Origin of the sequence: Pseudomonas beijingensis, assembly GCF_030687295.1 — a bacterium.
Lineage (GTDB): Bacteria > Pseudomonadota > Gammaproteobacteria > Pseudomonadales > Pseudomonadaceae > Aquipseudomonas > Aquipseudomonas beijingensis.
In genome coordinates this window covers 523,561-543,765 of record NZ_CP117425.1, presented here as the reverse complement: position 1 = coordinate 543,765, position 20,205 = coordinate 523,561, and the positions used below count along the sequence as shown (strand labels likewise).

The 20,205-nt window shown below is 62.0% G+C and carries 17 protein-coding genes; 9 read left to right on the top strand and 8 right to left on the bottom strand.

Annotated elements, in window-relative coordinates; all coding sequences use genetic code 11:
- Window positions 1-60: 60 nt before the first annotated feature.
- The 4 genes from PSH84_RS02465 to secA all read right to left on the bottom strand — a co-directional run bounded on the left by PSH84_RS02465 (window position 61) and on the right by secA (window position 5,871).
- Entirely contained in the window at window positions 61-1,005 is a 945-nt protein-coding gene (locus tag PSH84_RS02465; RefSeq protein WP_305482249.1) for a Nudix family hydrolase, read from the bottom strand.
- Window positions 1,002-1,634 carry a glutathione S-transferase family protein gene (locus PSH84_RS02460; RefSeq protein WP_122569397.1) on the bottom strand — a complete coding sequence of 211 codons (633 nt, stop codon included), beginning with the start codon at window positions 1,632-1,634 and terminating at the stop codon, window positions 1,002-1,004. The genes PSH84_RS02465 and PSH84_RS02460 overlap by 4 nt, the downstream gene beginning before the upstream one ends.
- Before the next feature lie 160 nt (window positions 1,635-1,794).
- Window positions 1,795-3,012 carry a bifunctional glutamate N-acetyltransferase/amino-acid acetyltransferase ArgJ gene (gene argJ, locus PSH84_RS02455; protein ID WP_305482248.1) on the bottom strand — a complete coding sequence of 406 codons (1,218 nt, stop codon included), beginning with the start codon at window positions 3,010-3,012 and terminating at the stop codon, window positions 1,795-1,797.
- Between the two features lie 123 nt (window positions 3,013-3,135).
- Window positions 3,136-5,871: a preprotein translocase subunit SecA gene (gene secA / locus PSH84_RS02450; protein ID WP_122569399.1), complete on the bottom strand. Its 2,736-nt coding sequence runs from the start codon at window positions 5,869-5,871 to the stop codon at window positions 3,136-3,138.
- A 307-nt stretch (window positions 5,872-6,178) separates the two neighbouring features.
- On the opposite strand from secA, the gene PSH84_RS02445 reads away from it, so the two are divergent.
- Window positions 6,179-6,634, top strand: coding sequence for a DUF721 domain-containing protein (locus PSH84_RS02445; RefSeq protein ID WP_305468249.1), 456 nt, complete (start codon window positions 6,179-6,181; stop codon window positions 6,632-6,634).
- 407 nt (window positions 6,635-7,041) lie between these two features.
- On the opposite strand, the gene PSH84_RS02440 is transcribed toward PSH84_RS02445, so the two are convergent.
- Window positions 7,042-8,532 carry a helicase HerA-like domain-containing protein gene (locus PSH84_RS02440; RefSeq protein ID WP_305468250.1) on the bottom strand — a complete coding sequence of 497 codons (1,491 nt, stop codon included), beginning with the start codon at window positions 8,530-8,532 and terminating at the stop codon, window positions 7,042-7,044.
- A 328-nt stretch (window positions 8,533-8,860) separates the two neighbouring features.
- Here PSH84_RS02440 and gpgS point away from each other — a divergent pair, with 328 nt between their 5' ends.
- The 3 genes from gpgS (at window position 8,861) to gpgF (ending at window position 11,888) form a co-directional block, all read left to right on the top strand.
- A complete protein-coding gene (gene gpgS / locus PSH84_RS02435; protein ID WP_305468252.1) occupies window positions 8,861-9,952 on the top strand; it encodes an N-acetylglucosaminyl phosphatidylglycerol synthase in 1,092 nt (363 codons plus the stop codon).
- A gap of 179 nt (window positions 9,953-10,131) precedes the next feature.
- Window positions 10,132-10,896: an N-acetylglucosaminyl phosphatidylglycerol deacetylase gene (gene gpgD, locus PSH84_RS02430; RefSeq protein ID WP_122569407.1), complete on the top strand. Its 765-nt coding sequence runs from the start codon at window positions 10,132-10,134 to the stop codon at window positions 10,894-10,896.
- Window positions 10,893-11,888 (top strand): glucosaminyl phosphatidylglycerol flippase, encoded by a 996-nt coding sequence (gpgF, locus tag PSH84_RS02425; protein WP_122569402.1) that lies wholly within the window; start codon window positions 10,893-10,895, stop codon window positions 11,886-11,888. The genes gpgD and gpgF overlap by 4 nt, the downstream gene beginning before the upstream one ends.
- Before the next feature lie 4 nt (window positions 11,889-11,892).
- Here the strand turns inward: gpgF and PSH84_RS02420 are convergent, their stop codons facing one another.
- Window positions 11,893-12,066, bottom strand: a complete 174-nt coding sequence (locus PSH84_RS02420) for a hypothetical protein (RefSeq protein ID WP_163006898.1) — start codon at window positions 12,064-12,066, stop codon at window positions 11,893-11,895.
- 129 nt (window positions 12,067-12,195) lie between these two features.
- Window positions 12,196-13,044, bottom strand: coding sequence for a formyltetrahydrofolate deformylase (gene purU / locus PSH84_RS02415; protein WP_122569403.1), 849 nt, complete (start codon window positions 13,042-13,044; stop codon window positions 12,196-12,198).
- Window positions 13,045-13,349: 305 nt separating this feature from the next.
- On the opposite strand from purU, the gene mvaT reads away from it, so the two are divergent.
- Window positions 13,350-13,727, top strand: coding sequence for a histone-like nucleoid-structuring protein MvaT (gene mvaT / locus PSH84_RS02410; protein WP_003205091.1), 378 nt, complete (start codon window positions 13,350-13,352; stop codon window positions 13,725-13,727).
- An 81-nt stretch (window positions 13,728-13,808) separates the two neighbouring features.
- On the opposite strand, the gene sbcB is transcribed toward mvaT, so the two are convergent.
- Window positions 13,809-15,245 carry an exodeoxyribonuclease I gene (gene sbcB, locus PSH84_RS02405; protein WP_305468254.1) on the bottom strand — a complete coding sequence of 479 codons (1,437 nt, stop codon included), beginning with the start codon at window positions 15,243-15,245 and terminating at the stop codon, window positions 13,809-13,811.
- A gap of 513 nt (window positions 15,246-15,758) precedes the next feature.
- On the opposite strand from sbcB, the gene PSH84_RS02400 reads away from it, so the two are divergent.
- From PSH84_RS02400 to PSH84_RS02385, 4 genes are read left to right on the top strand one after another with little or no spacing between them, the layout of a single operon-like run.
- A complete protein-coding gene (locus PSH84_RS02400; RefSeq protein WP_305468256.1) occupies window positions 15,759-16,484 on the top strand; it encodes an RDD family protein in 726 nt (241 codons plus the stop codon).
- Window positions 16,481-17,455 carry a stage II sporulation protein M gene (locus PSH84_RS02395; protein ID WP_305468258.1) on the top strand — a complete coding sequence of 325 codons (975 nt, stop codon included), beginning with the start codon at window positions 16,481-16,483 and terminating at the stop codon, window positions 17,453-17,455. The genes PSH84_RS02400 and PSH84_RS02395 overlap by 4 nt, the downstream gene beginning before the upstream one ends.
- The gene (locus PSH84_RS02390) at window positions 17,442-18,983 is read left to right on the top strand and encodes a DUF4129 domain-containing protein (protein ID WP_305468259.1); all 1,542 of its coding nucleotides are present in this window, start codon (window positions 17,442-17,444) and stop codon (window positions 18,981-18,983) included. The genes PSH84_RS02395 and PSH84_RS02390 overlap by 14 nt, the downstream gene beginning before the upstream one ends.
- A complete protein-coding gene (locus tag PSH84_RS02385; protein ID WP_305482247.1) occupies window positions 18,980-20,143 on the top strand; it encodes a DUF4350 domain-containing protein in 1,164 nt (387 codons plus the stop codon). Before PSH84_RS02390 ends, PSH84_RS02385 begins: the two co-directional genes overlap by 4 nt.
- The last annotated feature ends 62 nt before the right edge of the window (window positions 20,144-20,205 follow it).

The following is a 20,205-nucleotide window of genomic DNA, read 5'->3' as shown; positions in this document are numbered from 1 at the left end:
ATCCAGTGTGGGAGCGAGCTTGCTCGCGATAGCGTCAGTTGCTGCACCACATTCTCAAGCTCAAGATTCAGGCCAAAACGCCCGAATCCCCGCCACACCCTGCGCCCCGGCTTCCCAAGCTTTTTGCCGTTCGCCGGGCCCTACCCAACCCAACAGATAGACCGGCCGGTTGAAGCCCTCGATCAACCGCGTCGCCTCTTCCCAGCCCAACGGCTGCGCATCGGGATGGGTCTGGGTCGGCTGCACCGGCGAAAGCGTCACGAAATCCACGTCCATCTGCTGCGCCAGGGACAGTTCCTCGGCGTTATGGCAGGAGGCCGCCAGCCAGCGGTCCTTGCCGAACGGTCGACCGGCCGCAGCATGCTTGCGCAGTTGCGCGGCGGTAATGTGCCAACCAGCGGAAGGAAAATCCCCCAGCCATTCGAACGGCCCCTTGAGCATCAGTTGGGCCTTGCCGGCACACAACCCCGCCGCATCCACCGCCAGGTCGCGGTATTGCGGGTCGTAGCCGTTGGGGGCACGGAGCTGGACCAACTTGATCCCGCCAGCAATCGCCTTCTGCATGCCGCGCAGCAAGGCCGGCGTCTCAAGGCCTTCAGGGGTAATCAGGTATTCACCCGGCAAACGGGCCGCGGCGACGATCGGCTGATTGGCCGCCGGAAACTCATGGTTCGTCAGGTCGCGGGCCGTCACCCAGGCCAACGGCTGCCCTTCGGCGCCGTGGGGCTCGCCGGTGAACGCCGAGACTTCCCAGACATCCAGCAACACCTGTTTGTCCGGGTAATCGTGACGCACCTTGATCAACGGCCGGGCGGCATCGACGACAATGCCCAGCTCTTCATGAAGTTCGCGGGCCAGGGCGGTTTCGACGGATTCGTCGGCCTCGACCTTGCCGCCAGGAAATTCCCACAAGCCGCCCTGGTGCTGGGTATCGGCCCGTCGGGCGATCAGGATTTTACCGGCGGCATCGCGAATGACCGCTGCCGCCACATGGACTCGTTTCACCGCGCAGTGTCCTCCAGGCCAGCCTGTTGCCACGCCTTGAACGCTGGCCATTGATATAGGGTTTCGACGTAGGCCGCATCGACTTCCGGCAGCTCTATTTGATAGGTACGCAAGCGCACGGCAACAGGAGCAAAAAAAGCATCGGCCAGGCTCAGGGTACCGAACAGATAAGGACCGGTTTCGGAGGCCGCCGCACGGCACTCCGCCCATAGCGCCAGCATCCGCTGGATTTCCGCCTGCACGTCAGATGGCATCGGCGACAGCGGCGCATCGTGCAGCAGATCCATGGGCATGTGGTTACGGAGGGCGAAAAAACCGCTGTGCATTTGCGCACAGGCCGAGCGCGCCTGGGCCCGGGCAGCCACATCCTTGGGCCAGAGATTGGCCTCGGGAAACTGTTCGGCCAGATATTCGGCAATCGCCAGGGAATCGGCGATCACGCCGAAGTCGGTCTTGAGCAACGGGACCTTGGCCGTGGCCGAATACTTGAGCAGCTTTTCGCGGGTGTCGGGCTGGTCGAGCCTGACCAGCTCTTCGGTGTACTTCGCGCCGGTCAGCGCCAGGGCCAACGCGCCGCGCAGGGACCAGGAGGATAGATCTTTATCGCCGATGATCAGGTGCAGGCTCATTTGGATTCCTTTCTTATGGTTCTGAGGTGGCTGTACTGGCGCCATCGCGAGCAAGCTCGCTCCCACAGGGTATCGGTGGTGTGAACACTTTCTCAGTCACCCCGCAAATCCCTGTGGGAGCGAGCTTGCTCGCGATGGCAACAACTCGGTCCCGAACGGTTTAAGTCCGGTACTCAGCGTTGATCTTGACGTACTCGTGGGACAGATCAGTGGTCCAGATGGTTTCGCTGCAATCACCCCGTCCCAACTCGATACGAATGGTGATCTCTTCCTGCTGCATCACCGCTGCCCCTTGGGCTTCGGTGTAGGTCGAAGCACGGGCACCTTGGCTGGCGATACAGACTTCACCGAGGAACACGTCGATCTTGCTCACGTCCAGCTCCGGTACGCCAGCCCGGCCGACGGCGGCAAGGATACGGCCCCAGTTCGGATCGGAGGCGAACAGCGCGGTCTTGATCAGCGGCGAGTGGGCCACGGTGTAGCCGACATCCAGGCATTCCTGATGGTTGCCACCACCGTTAACCTGCACGGTCACGAACTTGGTCGCGCCTTCACCATCACGGACGATGGCCTGGGCCACTTCCATGCACACTTCGAATACCGCCTGCTTCAAGGCGGCGAACAGCGGGCCGCTGGCCTCGGTGATCTCCGGCAGGTTGGCCTGGCCGGTGGCGATCAGCATGCAGCAGTCGTTGGTGGAGGTGTCGCCATCGATGGTGATGCGGTTGAACGACTTGTTGGCGCCGTCGAGCATCAGGTCTTGCAGCACCTGGCGCGAGACTTTGGCGTCGGTGGCGATGTAGCCGAGCATGGTCGCCATGTTTGGGCGGATCATGCCGGCGCCTTTGCTGATGCCGGTGACAGTGATGGTCACGCCATCATGCTCGAACTGGCGGCTCGCGCCCTTGGGCAAGGTGTCGGTGGTCATGATGCCGGTGGCGGCCGCGGCCCAGTTGTTTTCCGAGAGATCATCAAGGGCGGCTTGCAGTGCGCCTTCGATCTTCTCGACCGGCAGCGGTTCGCCGATCACACCGGTGGAATACGGCAGCACTTGGCTGGCGTTGATGCCGGTCAATTCCGCCAGCTTGGCGCAGGTGCGCTCGGCGGCGGCCAAACCAGGCGCGCCGGTGCCGGCGTTGGCGTTACCGGTGTTGGTCAGCAGGTAACGTACCGGCCCCTGAACGCGTTGCTTGGCCAGGATGACCGGCGCGGCACAGAAGGCGTTGAGGGTGAACACACCCGCCACCGTCGAGCCTTCGGCGCAACGCATGACCACGACGTCCTTGCGCCCGGGGCGCTTGATGCCCGCCGAGGCAATACCGAGTTCAAAACCGGCAACCGGGTGCAACGTTGGCAACGGACCAAGACCAACAGCCATGAATGCGCTCCTAAATTAGATGTCTATCGACGCCGTCCTTATCGAGACGGCGAATCAAAATGGCAAAACGCCGCGACGGATAAAATCCGGTCGCGGCGTGGGTCGTTCAGCGTTGAAACGGGTTTATTGGATCTGCCCGTGGCAATGCTTGTATTTCTTGCCCGAACCGCAATAGCACAGTTCGTTACGGCCCAGCTTCTGCTCGTTGCGCACCGGTGCGGTCGCCAGGGCGACATCCACATCGACGCCCTCTTCGGCGACCACTTCCAGGCCAGGGGCTTCGGCGTGTTCGAACTGCATGCGCGCGGCCAGGGCTTCGGCTTCCTGGCGCAGGCGTGCTTCTTCTTCGGCCGGGTCTTCGCGGCGAACCTGAACGTGGGACAACACACGGATCGAGTCGCGCTTGATCGAGTCGAGCAACTCGGAGAACAGCGTGTAGGACTCGCGCTTGTACTCCTGCTTCGGGTTCTTCTGGGCGTAGCCACGCAAATGGATACCGTGGCGCAGGTGATCCATGGTCGACAGGTGGTCTTTCCACAAATCGTCCAGTACCCGCAGCACAATCTGCTTCTCGAAGGAGCGCAGTGCTTCGGCGCCCGCCTGGTCTTCCTTCTCGTTGTAGGCAGCGATCAGCTCGGCCAGCAGTTTTTCGCGCAGGGTTTCTTCGTACAGGTGATCGTCTTCGTCGAGCCATTGCTGGATCGGCAAGGCCACGCCGAAGTCGCTCTGCAAGGCGGCTTCCAGGCCAGCGACATCCCACTGTTCCGGCAGCGACTGCGGCGGGATGTGAGCGCTGACGGTTGCGTTGAGCACGTCCTGGCGGAAATCGGCGATGGTTTCGCCAATGTTGTCGGCGGCCAACAAACTGTTACGCATGTGATAGATCACTTTACGCTGTTCGTTGTTGACGTCGTCGAACTCGAGCAATTGCTTGCGGATATCGAAGTTGCGTCCTTCGACCTTGCGCTGGGCCTTCTCGATGGCGTTGGTCACCATGCGGTGCTCGATCGCCTCGCCGGGCTGCATGCCAAGGGCCTTCATGAAGTTCTTCACCCGGTCAGAGGCGAAGATGCGCATCAGGCTGTCTTCCAGGGACAGGTAGAAACGGCTGGAACCGGCGTCACCCTGGCGACCGGCACGGCCACGCAGTTGGTTGTCGATACGACGCGATTCGTGACGCTCGGACGCGATCACCTGCAAACCGCCGGACTCGAGCACCTGCTGGTGACGCTTCTGCCAGTCGGCCTTGATCTGCGCGATCTGCTCGGGGGTCGGGTTTTCCAGGCTGGCGACTTCCACTTCCCAGTTGCCGCCCAGCAGGATGTCGGTACCACGGCCCGCCATGTTGGTGGCGATGGTCAGCGCACCCGGGCGACCGGCCTGGGCGATGATCTCGGCTTCCTTCTCGTGGAACTTGGCGTTGAGGACCTTGTGCTCGATGCCTTCCTTTTCGAGCAGGGCGGACATGTGCTCGGAGGTCTCGATGGTGGCGGTCCCCACCAGGATCGGACGGCCCTGGGCCATGCCTTCCTTGATGTCGTTGATGATCGCCGCGTACTTCTCTTCGGCGGTCAGGAACACCAGGTCGTTGTAGTCCTTGCGAGCCAGCGGCTTGTTCGGCGGAATCACCACCACTTGCAGGCCGTAGATCTGGTGGAATTCGAACGCTTCGGTGTCCGCGGTACCGGTCATGCCGGACAGCTTGTTGTACAGGCGGAAATAGTTCTGGAAGGTGGTCGAGGCCAGGGTCTGGCTCTCGGCCTGGATGTTCAGGCCTTCCTTGGCTTCGATGGCCTGGTGCAGGCCTTCGGACAGGCGACGACCCGGCATGGTACGGCCGGTGTGTTCGTCCACCAGCACGACCTGGCCGTCCTGCACGATGTATTCGACGTTGCGATTGAACAGCTTGTGGGCACGCAAGCCGGCATAGACGTGGGTCAGCAAGCCCAGGTTGTGGGCCGAGTACAGGCTCTCGCCTTCGGCCAGCAAACCAACGCGGGTGAGCATTTCCTCGACGAACTGGTGACCGGCCTCGTTGAGTTCGACCTGGCGGGTCTTCTCGTCGACCGAGTAGTGCCCGGCCTGGGTCACTTCGCCTTCGACTTCCTCGACGTGCAACTTGAGCTGCGGGATCAGTTTGTTGATCTCGATGTACAGCTTGGAGCTGTCCTCGGCCTGACCGGAGATGATCAGCGGGGTACGGGCTTCGTCGATGAGGATGGAGTCGACTTCGTCGATCACGGCAAAGTTGAGTTCACGCTGGAATTTTTCTTCCATGCTGAACGCCATGTTGTCGCGCAGGTAGTCGAACCCGAATTCGTTGTTGGTGCCGTAGGTGATGTCGGCAGCGTAGGCGGCGCGCTTCTCTTCCGGCGGCTGGAACGGCGTGACGACGCCGACGGTCAGGCCGAGGAATTCGTAGAGCGGGCGCATCCAGTTGGCGTCGCGGCGGGCCAGGTAGTCGTTGACCGTCACCACGTGCACGCCCTTGCCGGACAGCGCGTTGAGGTATACGCCCAGGGTCGCCACGAGGGTCTTGCCCTCACCGGTACGCATTTCGGCGATCTTGCCTTCGTGCAAGGTCATGCCGCCGATCAACTGAACGTCGAAGTGGCGCATGCCCATGATCCGCTTGCCGGCTTCACGGGCAACCGCAAAGGCTTCGGGCAGGAGCTGGTCAAGGGTTTCCCCCTTGGCGATGCGGTCCTTGAATTCGGCAGTCTTGGCGCGTAACTGATCGTCCGAAAGGGCCACCATTTGCTCTTCGAAGGCATTGACAGTCTGTACCGTCTTGAGCATGCGCTTGACTTCACGCTCGTTCTTGCTTCCAAAAAGTTTCTTTAACAAAGGCGCAAACATATCGGCAGGATCTTCCACACTAAAGGGATGGAGGGCGGCCCCATGAGTCGCCCGTGCAGCCCTCATGGCCGCATGCGAACGAGCATTCTACCCGGAAACGATGGAGAGGAAAGTGGCGTTATTCCACGATGCTGGCACAGCGCTGTGACGGGGCCACCCTAAAATAAGGGCTTTTGCGCGAACTTCAACCCACAAAGCGCAGAAGTTACTCACTGATTGTGTAGCCAAAAGCCGCTGGGCGAGAGGGTCGAAGCGCATCCGGCGCTTTCTGCTACCATGGCGCCTCTGTCACTTGCGGTATTCATTCATGGCCTTCCGCCCTCTTCCAGCCAAGGCACCCGCCGTTCTGCTGCGCGAAGCCAAGCCGCTGAAAGCCATCTTTGGCCACGCCAGACGCCTGGGTCACCTGCAACGCCTGCTGGACAGCCAGCTGCAACCGGCCGCGCGCGAGCATTGTCACGTGGCGTCCTGGCGCGAAGGCAGTTTGTTGCTGATCGTCACCGACGGCCACTGGGCCACGCGTTTGCGTTACCAGCAAAAGCGCCTGCTGCGTCAATTGCAGGCGTTCGAAGAGTTCACCAACCTGACGCGGATCCTGTTCAAGGTACAACCGCCCACCGTCCAGGTCGGCGCCAAGGGACATACGCTGGATTTGTCCACCGACGCCGCGGCGACCATCCAGGCCACGGCGGACGGCATCACCGATCCCAACCTGCGGGCGGCGCTGGAGCGGTTGGCGGCACATGCGCGGCCCAAGGGTTGAGATTTTCGGCGCCTGTTAGATAGCTATCGCGAGCAAGCTCGCTCCCACAGGGGATCTGCGGCAGACACTTATTTTTTGCACAACGCCAATCCCTTGTGGGAGCGAGCTTGCTCGCGATAGCGGCAGATCAACCGGCACATGCTTCGCCTGCTAAACCGCCTTCGCGAGCAAGCCCGCTCCCACAGGGGATCTGCGGCGGACACTTATTTTTTGCACAACGCCAATCCCTTGTGGGGGCGAGCTTGCTCGCGATAGCGGCAGATCAGCCGGCACATGCTTCGCCTGCTAAACCGCCTTCGCGAGCAAGCCCGCTCCCACAGTAGATTTCTGCCGGGCGCAACATGTGTGCCTGCCGCAGATCCATTGTGGGAGCGGGCTTGCTCGCGAAAGGGGCGACTCGGTCCTGGCTATCGGCGCCGCTTACTGCCCCCCAGCAACGACCCCATCAACCCGCGCACCAATTGCCGGCCCAATTGATTGGCCGCCTGGCGCATCGCCGATTTAAGCGCCTGGCCGGCTGCCGTGCCGAGGAACTCGCCGGCCTTTTCGGTGAAGCTCGATTCTTCGGCCGTGGGCTTGCCCGGTACCGCTTCGGCCTGGGGCTCCAACCCCTTGCGCCCCATCAGCACTTCATAGGCCGATTCACGATCAATGGGTTTGTCGTAGCGCCCTTGCAGCGACGAACTGTTGATCAAGCCGGCGCGCTCGGTCTCGGTCAGCGGCCCGATGCGCGATTGTGGTGGAGCCACCAACACCCGCTGGACCATTTCCGGCGTGCCTTTTTCCTGCAAGGTGCCCACCAAGGCCTCACCAATGCCCAGTTCAGTGAGCACCGCCAAAGCATCGAACTGCGGGTTGGGCCGGAAACCGTCGGCCACCGCCCGCAGGGATTTCTGTTCCTTGGCCGTAAAGGCCCGCAACCCGTGCTGGATGCGCAACCCCAACTGCGCCAGCACATCGTCCGGCAAGTCGCCCGGCGACTGGGTCACGAAATACACCCCCACGCCCTTGGAGCGGATCAACCGCACCACTTGCTCCAAGCGTTCCTGCAAGGCCTTGGGCGTACCGGCAAAGAGCAAGTGTGCCTCATCGAAGAACAGCGCCAGCAGCGGTTTGTCCGCATCGCCGCGCTCGGGCAATTGCTCGAACAGCTCGGCCAGCAGCCACAGCAGGAACGTCGCATAGACCTTCGGCGCTTCGTGGACCAGGCGGCTGGCGTCGAGCAAGTGGATGCGGCCACGGCCATCGCTGGCCGGTTGCAGGATGTCTTCGAGTTGCAAGGCTGGTTCGCCGAACAACGCGTCCGCGCCCTGCTGTTCCAGGGTGGACAGGCGCCGCAGCAGCGCCTGGCTGGAGCCGGTGGTCATCAGCGCCGCGTCGTCCCCCAGCAGCTCGGGGTTGTCCTTGAGGTGATTGAGCAGCGCTTTCAGGTCCTTGAGGTCCAGCAGCAACAGGCCCTCGCGGTCGGCCACCTTGAACGCGGCGTAGAGCGCCGACTGCTGGCTGTCCGTTAGCTCCAGCAGACTGCCGATCAACAACGGGCCCATTTCACTCAAAGTGGTGCGCAGCGGATGACCGGACTGACCGTGGATATCCCACAAGGTCACCGGATAAGCCTGGGGCTTGTGGTTGAGCCAGGGCATGCCAGCGATGCGCTCGGCGATCTTGCCCTGGGGGTTGCCGGCCGCGCCCAGGCCGCACAGGTCCCCCTTGATGTCCGCCGCGAACACCGCCACGCCGGCATCGCTGAACATTTCCGCCAGGCGCTGCAAGGTGACGGTCTTACCGGTACCGGTGGCGCCCGCCACCAGACCATGACGGTTCGCCAGGCGCATGGCCTGGGCGATGGGCTGGCCGCTGAGGTCGGCGCCGATAACGAGTTGCGATGAGTCAGGCATGTGGTCACCCGTGGTGTTTGCGATATGACGCCATTTTGCACGCTTATATAAAAGCATGCCTGGCGCGTTAAGGCCCTGGCGTCAGGAAATAATAGTCTGCGCCTGGGGTGGCCCTATCGCGAGCAAGCTCGCTCCCACATTGGATCTGTGCCCGACCCAAATCCCTGTGGGGGCGAGCTTGCTCGCGATGAGGCCCCGTCAAACCCAGCAATACCCACTGGCAACGCTCCCGCCCCACAACCCCAACCGAACATCTATTCTTACTAAAGGTCAACACAGGAGAACACAGACCGGAGGGACGTTCATCGTGCATATAGCGGACATAACTATGTTCTACGCCCCCGCCAGCGGAGGCGTGCGCACTTATCTGGATGCCAAGCACCGGCGCCTGGGCGATCGGCCCGGCATTCGCCACAGCCTGTTGATCCCGGGCGCGCATTTGAGCGAGCACGACGGCATCTACAAGGTTCCAGCCCCGGCGCTGCCGTTCGGCAAGGGCTATCGTTTCCCCCTTCGCCTGGCGCCGTGGCGCAACGTCCTGCGCGATCTGCAACCGGATCTGATCGAGGTCGGTGATCCGTACCTCACCGCCTGGGCCGCATTGGATGCCCGCCGTCAGCTCGACGTGCCCGTCATCGGTTTCTATCACTCCGACCTGCCGCTGCTGGTGAGCAACCGCATGGGCAACTGGTTCACTCCCAACATCGAAGCCTATGTCAGCAAGTTGTACGGCAATTTCGACCGGGTCCTGGCGCCGAGCCAGGTCATGGCCGACAAACTGACCGGGCTGGGGGTCAAGAACGTCTTCGTGCAACCGTTGGGCGTCGACCTGCAAACCTTCACCCCCGCCGCCCGCGACCCGGAACTGCGGGCCGAACTGGGTATCGCCGAAGACACGCGCCTGCTGATTTTCGCCGGTCGTGGTTCCAAGGAAAAAAACCTGCCGGTGTTGCTCAAGTGCATGAAACGCCTGGGCGAACGCTATCACCTGTTGTTGGTGGGCTCGTCGATGCCCGCCGTAGTGCCGGACAACGTCACGGTGGTCGACGAATTCTGCCCGGCGCCGCAAGTTGCCCGGCTCATGGCCAGCGCCGATGCCCTGCTGCACGCCGGCGACCAGGAAACCTTCGGCCTGGTGATCCTCGAAGCCATGGCCAGCGGTATTCCCGTGGTGGCGGTGGCGGCCGGGGCTTTCACCGAAATCGTCCATGAGGACTGTGGCCTGCTGTGCACACCCAACAATCCCCAGGCCATGGCCAATGCCGTGCGGCAACTGTTTGCCGAAGGCTGCCAGCGCCGGGGCCTGCTGGCGCGCCGGCATGTGGAGCGTCATTACGCCTGGGACACCGTGGTCAATAGCTTGCTGGGGCATTACTACGCCGTGCTCGGCGAACAGATGCCGATGCTGGCCAATGGGTGAGGCGAGGTCCGTGTCGATGAATCATTCGCCCAGTGTCCTGTTTCGCAAATACGTTTCTTTCTTGGCGAGTGGCTGTTGTCGTCAGGCAAGGCGCCGCGACGAGTCATAGCCCGCTATAGCGAGGAGCGGCAACGCAGCATGACGACAACAGACACCGTCAAAAAGGAACAGTATTTGTGATACAGGACACTAGCGTGCTCTTGGTGCTGCATGACGTGGCACCGCAAACCTGGCCCGACTACCAGCCCTTCGTCGAAGCCGTGGATGCCCTCGGCCAGGTGCCGATGACCTGGCTGGTGGTACCGGACTTTCACCGCACCAATGCGCTGGAGGCTCATCCCGGCTTTCGCCGCCTGCTCGACAGCCGGGTCGAGCGCGGCGACGAACTGGTGTTGCATGGTTACTACCATTGCGACGACGGCCCTGCCGCCCGCCACCCCAAGGATTGGTTCATGCGCCGGGTCTATACCCATGAGGGCGAGTTCTACCACCTGTCCGAGGCCGCCGCCCTCGCCCGCCTGCGCGCCGGGATCGAAACCTTTGAGCGTTACCGCTGGCCGTTGGAAGGTTTCGTCGCTCCGGCCTGGCTGATGAGCGAAGGCACGCGCCGGGCCTTGCGCCAGTTGCCGCTGAGCTACACCAGCGATACCCAACACCTCTATCGCCTGCCCGACTTCACCGCCATCGACGCGCCAGGGCTGGTCTGGAGCGCCCGCAGTGCCTGGCGCCGTGGCCTGTCTAAAGTCATCAGCGACCAGCGTGAACAGCGCTGGCGCCAGGCCCCGGTGATTCGCCTGGGCCTGCACCCGGTGGACATGCGCCACGGGTTTTCCCGCAACTATTGGCTGCGTACCCTCGAACGCTTGCTCAACGACGGTCGCGTGCCGATGACCAAGGTCGGCTGGCTGGCGACCCAGGGGCTGCGGGCCCGCAGCGCCGCATGAAACGGCTAATCTGGCTGGGCGTCGCCTTGCTCACGGCGCTGTTGGTGCCGTTGCTGGTCGGTGGCGGGGAAATGTGGTCGCGGGTGCAGCGCTTTCCCCTGCCACTGCTGCTAACCATGCTCGGCATGATCGTGCTGTGCTGGGGTTTGAATTCCGTGCGCTTGCGCCTGTTACTGGGTGAATACCGTGGGCGCATCGGCCGATGGAAAAGCATGGGCGTGGTGATGTCCACCGAGTTCGCCATGTGTGCGACACCCGGTGGCAGTGGTGGCCCGCTGACGCTGATGGCCCTGCTGGCGCGCAACGGCGTACGCCCAGCCCATGGCAGCGCGGTGTTTGCCATGGATCAACTGAGCGACTTGCTGTTCTTCCTCTGCGCCTTGGTGGGCATTCTGTTCTACGCGCTGTTCCAGAACCTCAGCCAGCGCCTGGAATGGATGCTGGCGTTGAGCGCGATTTCATTGTTTAGCGGGCTGTGCGGCTGCGTGCTGGTGGCCCGTTATCACCGCCGGCTGATCCTGCTGGGCGCTCGTGTGCTGCGGCACTTACGGGTAAAGACCGCCACCCGCCAACGCTGGGGCCGCAAGATCCTGAACTTCCTCGCGGCGTTCACCGACACGTTGAAACTGCCGCGACAGACGCTGTTCCAAGTCTTCGGCCTGACCTGCCTGCATTGGGCGCTGCGCTACAGCGTGTTGTACCTGGCCTTGAAGGGGCTGGGGGCGGATTTGCAGTGGGCCTGGAGTTTCCTGATCCAGATGCTGTCCTTGAGCGCGGGACAGTTCAGCCTGCTGCCGGGCGGTGCCGGGGCGGCCGAATTGACCTCAGCGGCGCTGTTGGCCCCCATGGTGGGCAAGTCCACCGCAGCGGCGGCGATCCTGATCTGGCGGGCGGTGACCTATTACTTTTACCTGGTGGCCGGCGGGCCGGTGTTCTTTCTGATGGTCGGGCGGCCATTGATCAAGAAGCTGGTCCGGCTCAGGCAGGCCTGACCGGTCACGGCGCCTGTTCGGGCTCGTCCTGGGGATGCAGTTGCTCCCACAATTGTGCGGCATCGGGAAACTCGGTGCCGTCCTCCGGGCTCAACGCGTCGGGGTCATAGCGGCTCAGACAGCCCTCGCCCAGGGTGGCTGGCGCCTTGGAGGTGGCTTTGTCCAATGGATCGGTCATGGCGCGTTCCTCCCTTTGAGGTTGCATGTACCGTGGCGAGGGAGCTTGCTCCCTCGCCACAGGGACATCGTTGTTCTTTAGTAAACAAAAAGGCCTGGCGATCGCTCGTCCAGGCCCCTTGCAGTGTAGTCAGAAGACCACGGTCTTGTTGCCATGCACCAGCACCCGGTCTTCCAGGTGATAACGCAGGCCTCGGGCCAACACCATCTTCTCTACGTCACGGCCGAAACGCACCATGTCTTCGATGCTGTCGCTGTGGCTGACACGCACCACGTCCTGCTCGATGATCGGGCCGGCATCCAGCTCTTCGGTCACGTAGTGACAGGTGGCGCCAATCAGCTTCACACCGCGCATCGACGCCTGGTGGTACGGCTTGGCCCCGACGAACGATGGCAGGAAACTGTGGTGGATGTTGATGACCTTATGGGCGTATTCGCTGCACAAGGCCGGTGGCAGGATCTGCATGTAGCGGGCCAGCACCACCACCTCGGCGTCGTGGTGCTTGACCAGCCGCGAGACTTCGGCGAACGCCGGGTGCTTGTCCTGCGGGTTGACCGGTACGTGGTAATACGGGATGCCGTGCCATTCCACCATGCTGCGCAAATCGTCATGGTTGGAAATCACACAGGCGATGTCGCAATCGAGCTCATCGCTGTGCCAGCGGTGCAACAGGTCAGCCAGGCAATGAGACTCGCGGCTGGCCATCAGCACCACGCGTTTTTTCTGCGCGGTGTCGGTGATGCGCCAGTCCATCGAGAACTCTTCGGCAATGGGTGCGAACGCTTCACGAAAGGCTTCAATGCCGAAGGGCAGCGAGTCGGCACGAATCTCGTGACGCATGAAAAACCAACCGCTTTGATTGTCCGAGTGATGGCTCGCTTCGGTGATCCAGCCGTTATGGGACGCCAGAAAGTTACTGACTTTAGCAACGATGCCGACGCGGTCCGGGCAAGCAATCACCAGACGAAAAGTGCGCATTAGGGAAACTCCAGAACTTCGCAAAGGCGGCCATTCTAGCCATTGCGCGGCAAAACTGCAGTATCGATGACACGCCGAATCACGGGGGACAGCCCAGGCCATGGCCTGCGAAGCCCGGGAAGGCGGGTTATATGAGGGACAGATGTGAAAACATCTGTCGCGGTATTTAACTGCAAGAGGCATTTTTGTGGTGCAGCACTAATTAATTAAATAAAACATCGGTTAAATGTTTACTTGATGAAACTGTCTGATTACTATTGCCGCACTGTCTCCTTGTCACCCGCGTCCTACATAAGGTAGTCCACATGTCCTTGATCAATGAATACCGCGCCACAGAAGAAGCCATCAAAGAACTGCAAGCTCGCCTGAAAAACCTGTCGCAAGACGACAAACTGCAAACCGAGCTGGAATTCGAAGGCAAACTGCGCACGCTGATGGGCGAATACTCCAAGTCGCTGCGTGACATCATTGCCCTGCTGGATCCAGAAGCCAAGTCGAGCAAAGCGCCACGTGGCGCCGTCAAAACTACTGGCACCAAGCGCGCTCGCAAAGTTAAGCAATACAAGAACCCGCACAACGGCGAAGTCATCGAAACCAAAGGTGGCAACCACAAGACTCTGAAAGAGTGGAAAGCCAAGTGGGGCGGTGACGTGGTAGAAGGTTGGGCAACCCTGCTGGGCTAAGCCCGCCGCGGCGCAAGCTTCTTTGCGAACAAAAAACGCCAGTGATGACTGGCGTTTTTTTATGCCTGTTATCTTTTCATTTCATTGCGATTCCAGGCTTAAACGTTTGCGCAATTGCTGGCTGTAGCCCTGCCACTGCGCGAGTACTTCTTGCTGCATTGGCGTAGACAGGGCCATCCACTCTCCCATCGCCTCGTCAAAACTTTGCAGGGTATTAGGCGCTCCCCATTCCGGGGCGGCCAGACGTTGTTGACAGAAAATTCTCCAACGCCCCTGCTCTTCGGGATTCAAGGTCTCTGGAAAGTTGCGTGCACGATATCGGAACAATAGTTCCGGCAGACGCTCATCATCGAAAGGCCAGTGCTCTTGAGCCAACTGCGCCGGATCCGCCAGGCGCACTTGTTCACATAAACGCCGATCACGATCGCCCAAGAAGCCCGCGTATAACTGTTGCTCGGGATCCTCGCTGGCGGTGAAATCCTCACGGCCATAAATAGCCTGAAGTTTATCCTGCCAAACTTTCTGTGCGTCAGTTAGCCGCAATGCACGCTGTTGATAGCTTTCCATGTCCAGTGCCAGCCGCTGCTGGTCCTCGACGCGCAGTACCGACAACGGCGCGACCACCGGGCATTTGTTGATGTGGATAAGCTTGAGCGGCACCGGCAACTCACCTTCGAGCAGTTCTTCACGGCGAGTATATAAACGCTGGCGCAGGGTTTCGGCGTCGTGATCCAACAAGCCCTGGGGGTCCAGGTGCAGATCGCAGACAATCAGGGCGTTGCGGTTTTTCGGGTGCCAGGCCAGCGGCAATACCACGCCGATGTAGTTGCGCGCCGCCGAGAAGCGACCGGAAATATGCACCATCGGCTGCAATAGGCGGATCTGGTCCATCACCTTCTGTTTGCTGCGTAGCTGGAACAACCAGTCGTAGAGCCGGGGTTGCCGCTGACGGATCAGACGGGCCAGGGCGATGGTTGCGCGCACGTCCGATAACGCATCGTGGGCCTGGCCATGATCGATGCCATTGGCGGCGGTCAGGCGTTCGAGCTTGAGGGTGACGCGTCCATCCTCTTGCGGCCAGACAATGCCTTGCGGGCGCAGCGCATAGGCCGCGCGCACCAGGTCGATCAAGTCCCAGCGACTGTTACCGCCCTGCCATTCCCGCGCGTACGGGTCGAAGAAATTCCGATAGAGGCTGTAGCGAGTCATTTCATCGTCGAAGCGCAGCGTGTTGTAGCCGGCGCCACAGGTACCGGGCGCGGCCAACTGCGCGTGGACGCGGGTCATGAAATCGGCTTCGCTCAAGCCTTTTTCGGCCAGGCACGTCGGGGTGATGCCGGTAATCGCACAGGCTGCCGGATGCGGCAGGATGTCATCGCTGGGGCGGCAATACAGGTTCACCGGTTCGTCGATTTCATTGAGCTCGAAATCGGTACGGATACCCGCCACCTGCAAGGGCCGGTCGCAACGCGGGTTGATGCCGGTGGTTTCGTAGTCGTACCAGAAGATGGAAGTCACGGGTTGTTCCTGAACTGAAGACTGGCGAAGTCTAGGCGCTTGAACCTGCCTGAGACCAGCAGTGCCGTAACTTTTGAATGCCAGCACGGGCGCCACCCCCCATCCAGTGGGAGCGAGCTTGCTCGCGATAGCGGTGACTCAGCTTGCATCAATGCTGAATGTTCCGACGCCTTCGCGGGCAAGCCCGCTCCCACAATGGTTTTTCGGGCGATTGCAGGATTTGTATTCACCCTAAATCCCCTGTGGGAGCGGGCTTGCTCGCGAAAGCGGTGACTCAGCTTGCATCAATGCTGGATGTTCCGACGCCTTCGCGGGCAAGCCCGCTCCCACAGTTGAACGCCGGTGCTCACGGCTGCGATGTTCAATCCCACAAGATGATGCAGACAGTGTTCGCCCTCTCAATCCTGTTGCAAACCATGAAATGCCCCACACTGTTCTATCGTTTGCCCGCGCGAAGACTGCTAGCATCTGGGCCGAGATTGAACATTCGGTCTGGCCCATCACAGGTTGCCCATGCTCGAGACACCAGCACTGCAAAGGAACGCGACGCTGCCCGCGCCCCTGGACACGCGTTATCAGGTGGAAACGCCGGAGGGCATCGACCTGCCGCTGCGTCCGGCGGGGTTGATGCCGCGTGCAATCGCCTTCGCCATCGATTTGGGCATACGCGGGTTGGTCCTGGGTGTTTTTTTCCTGGTCCTGGCGTTTTTCGGCGAGCTGGGGCTCGGCCTGGGCTCCATCCTGCTGTTTGTCGTCAGCTGGTGGTACATGGTGTTGTTCGAGGTACTCAACCAGGGGCGCTCTCCCGGCAAGCAGATCATGGGGCTGCGCGTGGTGCAGGACGATGGCCGGCCCATCGGCTGGTCGGCATCGTTGATCCGCAACCTGCTGCGTTTCGTCGACATGCTGCCCTTCGGCTACACCTTCGGCGCCATCTGCTGCCTGCAGCATCCGGCGTTCAAGCGCCTGGGCGACCTCGCTGCCGGCACGCTGGTGGTGTATCGCGAACAACCGGTCAAACGCCCCGCATTGCCCATGGCCTCGCCGATACGCACGCCTTTCCCCCTGAACCTGCATGAGCAACGCGCCGTGCTGGGCTTCGCCGAACGCCAGGCAGAATTGTCCCAGGCGCGGGTCAACGAACTGGCGGCGATCCTGGCCGCACCACTGAACGTCCAGGGGCCGAATGCCACCGCCGAACTCAATGGCATCGCCCGCGGCCTGCTGGGGCCGACATGAAGCAAAGCCTGTTCGAAAGTCGCCACCAAGGAGAATGGGAGCATCTGTCCCGGCAACTCGATCAATTGGAGCGCAGCCGCAACGTGCCCCAGAGCGGTGACTTCCCCGCCGCCTACCGACGGCTCTGTCATCACCTGGCGCTGGCCCAGGCCCGGGGCTACAGCAGCTTGCTGGTCGACACCCTGCAACAACTGGCGCTGCGCGGTCACCAGCAACTCTACCGGGATCGCAGCCGCCCCTCGGCCAGCCTTTCGACCTTTATCCTGGTCGGTTTTCCCCGCCTGGTACGTGAACAATGGCGCTTCGTGCTGGCCGCCAGTCTGATGTTCCTGGGCAGCCTGGTGGGCATCGGGCTGCTGGTCTACCTGTTCCCGGAACTGGTCTACAGCGTGCTGGGCGCCGACGAAATCAGCCAGATCCGCAGCATGTATGACCCGGCCTCCGGGCACTTGGGGCGTTCGGTCGAACGGGCCGCCAGCGAGGACTGGGTCATGTTCGGCTACTACATCATGCACAACATCGGCATTGCCTTTCAGACGTTCGCCAGTGGCTTGATGTTTGGGCTGGGCAGCGCGTTCTTCCTGTTTTTCAATGGCCTGACCATTGGCGCGGTGGCCGGGCACCTGACCCAGATCGGCTCCGGGGGAACGTTCTGGTCGTTCGTGATCGGCCACGGTGCCTTTGAACTCACCGCCATCGCCCTGGCCGGTGCCGCGGGCCTGCAACTGGGCTGGGCCTTGATCGCCCCGGGGCGCCTGACCCGGGGCGAGGCCTTGCGGCTTGCGGCGGGTAAAAGCGTGCTGATGATCGGCGGGGTGATGCTGTTCCTGCTCATTGCCGCGTTCATCGAGGCCTACTGGTCCTCCAGCGCGGTGACACCCGCCACCAAATACACGGTGGGCGCCTTGCTATGGCTGTTGGTCATCAGCTATCTGTCGCTTGCCGGACGGGTCCGCCATGCGCCTGAGTGATGCCACCGTCGTCATCCGTCCACGCACCACCTGGGAAGCCATGGACCTTGGCATATTGATGAGCCAGCAGCATCGACGCCTGCTGATGACCAGTTGGGCGATCATCACGCTGCCGGTGTACCTGTTGCTGACCCTGCTGCTGTGGGATTCACCGTCCCTGGTGGTAATGCTGTTCTGGTGGTTGAAACCGGCCTTTGACCGTTTGCCCCTGTACATCCTGTCCAAGGCGCTGTTTGGCGAAACCCCCACCTTGAGGCAGGCCCTGCGCCAATGGCCGGCGCTGCTCAAGCCCCAGTTGCTGGCCAGCCTGACCTGGCGCCGGCTGAGCCTGAGTCGCAGCTTCCTGCTGCCGGTGGTGCAACTCGAAGGGCTCGCCGGTGAGGCGCGGGCGCAACGCATACAGGTGTTGCTGCAACGCAACCGCGGCGCGGCGCAATGGTTGACCATTATCGGTATGCACCTGGAAACCGCCCTGTGGTTCGGCCTGATGGCCCTGTTCTACCTGTTCGTGCCGCAACAAGTCGAACTGCAATGGGACTGGGAAATGCTGGTGTCAGCGGCCGAGCAGGACTGGTTGTGGTTCGAGCACCTGGTCAACTTCCTCTACCCGCTGCTGCTGATCTTGTGGGAGCCGGTGTACGTCGCCTGCGGCTTTAGCCTCTACCTGAACCGGCGCACGATCCTCGAGGCGTGGGACATCGAGCTGGTGTTCCGGCGCCTGCGCCAGCGCCTGAGCGGCGTGGCCCCGGCATTGTTGCTGCTGGCCCTGGTGATGCTGCCACTGGCGCCCCCGGCGTTTGCCGCTGAAGACAACAGCGACCCCGACAGCCCGCGGCTGCTCAACCAACCCCTTACCAGCGAAGCTTCCCGGGACAGCATCAAGGCGATCCTCGACGCCCCGCCATTCAAGAACCCCGAGACCGTCACCCGTTATCGTTTCGGTGAAGAAACCGCCGAATCCGCCGACGAAACCGAGGCCAAACCGAGCTGGCTCAAGGCGCTGTTCAAATGGCTCGGCGGCCAACGCTTCGACATCGCCGCCGCGCTGATCCAGGTCGCGCTGTGGGCCTGCCTGGTGGGCGCGATCGTCTGGCTGGCCTGGCACTACCGGGAACGGCTCAAAGCCCTGGTCAATCGCCGACCGACGCAACGCCTGCCCGTGGAACGCGCAGCGCCGGCCCACATGTTCGGCCTGGATATTCGTGAAGAAAGCCTGCCGACCGACGTCGCCGCCAGCGTCGAACAGCTGTGGGCCACGCAACCCCGTGAAGCCTTGGGCCTGCTGTACCGGGCACTGCTCAGCCGGTTGCACCATGACTTCAAGATCCCCTTGAAACCGTCCGACACCGAAGGCCAGGTGCTGCAACGCGTCGAACAGCTCAAACAGGACAACCTGCTGGGCTTCAGCCAAAGCCTGACCGTGCATTGGCAGAACATTGCCTATGGGCATCGCCCACCGCCGACCCACCTGCAACAGGAACTGTGTGACGGCTGGCGCGGGCTGTTCGGTCCGGGAGCGTCTCGATGAGCCGGCATGCGGGGTGGCTGATCGGCGCCGTGCTGGCCGCCGTGGTGTGCGTATTCGGTTTCTATCTCTACACCAAGGCCGTGCCTTATGAGGAGGTCGTCGAACACGGCCCCTCCCCGCAAGCCCAGGCCAACCCTTACCTGGCCGCCGAACTGTTCCTGCGCCAGCGGGGGATCAACGTCGAGCACGCCAACAGCCTGGAAGTGCTGCCCACACTGGAGCCACGCCAGCACAGCCTGCTGTGGCTGGGCGAGCGCACCCACATGACGCCACGGGAAGTCGAACAGTTGATGAACTGGACCCGGGCCGGCGGACGCCTGGTCTTTGTGGCCGAAGCCTTGTGGGACAAGAGCACCGGCAGCAGCGGCGACCTGCTGCTCGACCGCGTGCGCCTGCGCCAACTCCTGAGCGAAGACCTCAAGGAGCCCGCGCCCGAACTGATCAAGGACCGTTACCCGGAACTGACCAAGCTCTACCTGGAAGACGAAGAGGCGCCAGCGTATGCCGGCTTCGACACCGACTTCCACCTAGAAGACCCGCACAACCTGGCCCAGGCCTGGGCCAACAGCGCGGCCTCGACCCACATGATGCAATTGAACCTTGGCCTGGGCTCGATCACCGTGATCACCGACGCCGAGCTGTGGAAGAACGACGCCATCGACCAGTACGACAACGCCTGGCTGCTCTGGTATTTGAGCGCCGACACGGACGTCACCCTGCTGTTCAACACCGACCACGACACCCTGCTGACCCTGTTGCTGCGCTATTTCCCCCAGGCGCTGGTGGCACTGCTGGCCTTGGTTGCCCTGTGGTTCTGGCGCTCGGCGGTGCGCCACGGCCCGCTGCAACCCCCGGCCTCCCAGGCGCGGCGTCAGTTGGAAGAACACGTGCAGGCCAGCGCCGGTTTCCACCTGCGCCACAACGGCCAGCAGCACCTGTTGCACGCCTTGCAACAAGACGTGCTGCGCCGGGCACGCCATCTTCACCCAGGCTTCGAACAACTGGCCGTCGCCGAACAATGGCAGGTACTCGCCCGCCTGACCCGGCAACCCACACGGGCCATCAGCCAGGCCTTGAGCCCACGGCCGAAACAGCGGATGTCCAGCGCCGAGTTCTGCCGCCAGGTCGCCCATTTGCAAACCCTCAGGAATGCTCTATAAATTTTCCGCAAAAAAATCCGCAAAATTACTGGGAATCATCTATCTTACGGCTTCGATAAAGC

What these genes read in the sequence shown, in the direction of transcription:
- PSH84_RS02460 (WP_122569397.1), bottom strand. Translation starts at nt 1,634, where the DNA reads ATGAGCCTGCACCTGATCATCGGCGATAAAGATCTATCCTCCTGGTCC.
- argJ (WP_305482248.1), bottom strand. Translation starts at nt 3,012, where the DNA reads ATGGCTGTTGGTCTTGGTCCGTTGCCAACGTTGCACCCGGTTGCCGGT.
- secA (WP_122569399.1), bottom strand. Translation starts at nt 5,871, where the DNA reads ATGTTTGCGCCTTTGTTAAAGAAACTTTTTGGAAGCAAGAACGAGCGT.
- PSH84_RS02445 (WP_305468249.1), top strand. Translation starts at nt 6,179, where the DNA reads ATGGCCTTCCGCCCTCTTCCAGCCAAGGCACCCGCCGTTCTGCTGCGC.
- PSH84_RS02440 (WP_305468250.1), bottom strand. Translation starts at nt 8,532, where the DNA reads ATGCCTGACTCATCGCAACTCGTTATCGGCGCCGACCTCAGCGGCCAG.
- gpgS (WP_305468252.1), top strand. Translation starts at nt 8,861, where the DNA reads ATGTTCTACGCCCCCGCCAGCGGAGGCGTGCGCACTTATCTGGATGCC.
- gpgF (WP_122569402.1), top strand. Translation starts at nt 10,893, where the DNA reads ATGAAACGGCTAATCTGGCTGGGCGTCGCCTTGCTCACGGCGCTGTTG.
- PSH84_RS02420 (WP_163006898.1), bottom strand. Translation starts at nt 12,066, where the DNA reads ATGACCGATCCATTGGACAAAGCCACCTCCAAGGCGCCAGCCACCCTG.
- purU (WP_122569403.1), bottom strand. Translation starts at nt 13,044, where the DNA reads ATGCGCACTTTTCGTCTGGTGATTGCTTGCCCGGACCGCGTCGGCATC.
- mvaT (WP_003205091.1), top strand. Translation starts at nt 13,350, where the DNA reads ATGTCCTTGATCAATGAATACCGCGCCACAGAAGAAGCCATCAAAGAA.
- PSH84_RS02400 (WP_305468256.1), top strand. Translation starts at nt 15,759, where the DNA reads ATGCTCGAGACACCAGCACTGCAAAGGAACGCGACGCTGCCCGCGCCC.
- PSH84_RS02395 (WP_305468258.1), top strand. Translation starts at nt 16,481, where the DNA reads ATGAAGCAAAGCCTGTTCGAAAGTCGCCACCAAGGAGAATGGGAGCAT.
- PSH84_RS02390 (WP_305468259.1), top strand. Translation starts at nt 17,442, where the DNA reads ATGCGCCTGAGTGATGCCACCGTCGTCATCCGTCCACGCACCACCTGG.
- PSH84_RS02385 (WP_305482247.1), top strand. Translation starts at nt 18,980, where the DNA reads ATGAGCCGGCATGCGGGGTGGCTGATCGGCGCCGTGCTGGCCGCCGTG.